Source organism: Burkholderia sp. Ap-955 (assembly GCF_011753045.1).
In the GTDB taxonomy this organism is placed as follows: domain Bacteria; phylum Pseudomonadota; class Gammaproteobacteria; order Burkholderiales; family Burkholderiaceae; genus Burkholderia; species Burkholderia lata_D.
Genome location: NZ_VWWH01000195.1, coordinates 1 through 2,374 on the forward strand (window position 1 = coordinate 1; position 2,374 = coordinate 2,374).

Sequence of the window (2,374 nt, forward strand, 5' to 3'; positions counted from 1 at the left end):
GTCGCACAACCCGGGCCGCCCCGGAGTCTCAGACGAGCGATGCGTCGCGCGTCTCGCGCATCAGCAGCACGCCGATCAGGCTGATTGCCGCCGCAACCGATACATAACCGCCGACCCACGACAGCCCCCCGTCGTGCCGCCGCCGCCCGAAACGCGTCCGGCGCCGCCGACGGCGCCTCCGATGCCTTTCACCTTTGTCGGCGAACAGGATGCCAAGGCGGCCAGGCCGCGCGTGTTTCTCAGCAACGGGGATCAATTGCTGATCGTGTCTCCGGGCGACGTGATCGATCGCCAGTATCGCGTCGAGTCGGTTTCGGAGTCGAGCGTGGTGCTCACCTATCTGCCGCTGAACCAGGTGCAGGTGGTGTCCATTCCAGTGGAAGGAAAGTAGATGAAAACCTCACGCACACGGGATGCGCGCCGCACCGGGGACAGCGGCCCGTCGACCCTCCTCACGCCTGCCGCCCCGTTCGACCTCCGGCATGCGCCGGTCAGCCGGATCGCGACGACACGCGCGCTGGCGATCGCCGTGGCGCTGCTCGCGGGCGGTGGCTGCGCGCATGTGCCGAACGTTCACGACGATCCGACCAATGCGCAGGTGAGGATCGACGCGATGCACGACCGCGACGCGCAGGTCAACGAGTTGCTGGACAACGCCGACACGTTTCGCCGGCAGAACCAGTTCGACGACGCGGCCCGGTCCGCCTACATGGCGGCCGAGCTCGACCCGACCAGCGAGCGCGCGCGCCGGATCGGCACGATGATCGAGCAGGACCGCAAGCATCTGGCGATCCTGCAGGAAGCGGACCGCATGATGAAGCGCGGCTCGTACGCGCCGGCGGCCGACCGCGTGCATCGCGTGCTGGTCGAGGATCCGGCCAATGCGATGGCGCTGAGCATGCAGTCGGAACTCGACGCCAAGCGCCAGCAGCAACGCGCGGAACGGGACGACAAGCTCGCCGCTTCGTCGATCATGCGCACGCCGGTGTCGCTGCAGTTCCGCGACGCGAACGTGCGGATGGTGTTCGAGGCGCTGTCGCGGACCTCCGGACTGAACGTCATTTTCGACCGCGACGTGCGCGCCGACCTGAAGACGACGATCTTCGTGCAGAACGCGTCGCTGCAGGACACGGTCGACATGATCCTGATGCAGAACCAGCTCGACAAGAAGCAGATGAACGCGAACACGTTGTTCATCTATCCGGCGACACCCGCGAAGGAACTGGAATACCAGGAGCTCAAGGTGCGCACGTTCCAGCTGTCGAACGTCGATGCCAAGCAGATCCAGTCGCTGCTGAAGAGCCTGCTGAAGGTGAAGGAAGTCGTGATCGACGAGCACGCGAACACCGTGACGATCCGCGGCACGCCGGACATGATCAAGGTCGCCGAGGAGATGATCGCCGCGCAGGACCTGCCGGAACCGGAGGTGATGCTCGAAGTGCAGGTGCTGGAGGTGTCGCACGAGCGGATGACGCAGCTCGGCATCGACTGGCCGAATTCGTTCACGGTGTCGACGCCGAGCACGGCGAATACCTGGGGCGGGCTGCACCATCTGCCGGTCAATGCACTGAATGTCAGCGGCTTGTCCGCGACTGCGGATTTCAAGCTCACGGATACCGACGCGAACCTGCTCGCGAGCCCGCGCATCCGCACGCGCAACAAGGAGAAGGCGCGCATCATGATCGGCGACAAGGTGCCGGTGATTTCGAGCTCGAGCACGCCGAGCACGAGCGGCCCGTCGTTCACGCAGATGATCCAGTACCTCGATGTCGGCATCAAGCTCGAAGTGGAGCCGCAGGTTTACCGCGACGGCGACGTCGGCATCAAGTTGAATCTCGAGGTCAGCAATATCACCAACACGATCTCGAGCAGCAATTCGCAAGGCCTCAGCTCGCTCGCGTATCAGATCGGTACGCGCAGCGCGTCGACCAGCCTGCGCCTGCGGGATGGCGAAACCCAGATACTCGGCGGGCTGATCTCGGACGAGGATCGCCGGAACGCGAACAAGGTGCCGGGCCTGGGGCAACTGCCGTTGCTCGGTCGGCTCTTCTCGGATCATGGCGGCGATCACAAGAAGACCGAGATCGTGCTGCAGATCACACCGCGCATCGTGCGTCCACAGGTCGCGGCGGATTCGGACACGCAGGAAGTGTGGTCGGGCACCGACGTCAACGTGCACGCCGACCAGCTGCGGCTCGACCCGGTCGCGCTGAACGCGGAAGGGTCCGCCCCGGCGTCCGCATCGTCGGCGCCGGCGCCCGTCGCGAAGGTGGTGCCCGGCAGCGTGGGCGGCGGCACCTCGGGCCGCAGGACGTCCACGCCGCTGGAGGCGGCCGCGATCCGGGCGCAACCGTCGCCGGAGAGCGGCGCGTTC

The 2,374-nt window shown here is 66.1% G+C and carries 2 protein-coding genes; both read left to right on the plus strand.

The window, feature by feature from the left end; translation table 11 throughout:
* A partial coding sequence (locus F3J15_RS37185) for a hypothetical protein (RefSeq protein ID WP_240161550.1) occupies nucleotides 1-391 on the plus strand: 391 nt, incomplete at its 5' end.
* On the plus strand, nucleotides 392-2,374 hold a 1,983-nt coding region (locus tag F3J15_RS37190; RefSeq protein WP_166897766.1), incomplete at its 3' end, for a type IV pilus secretin PilQ.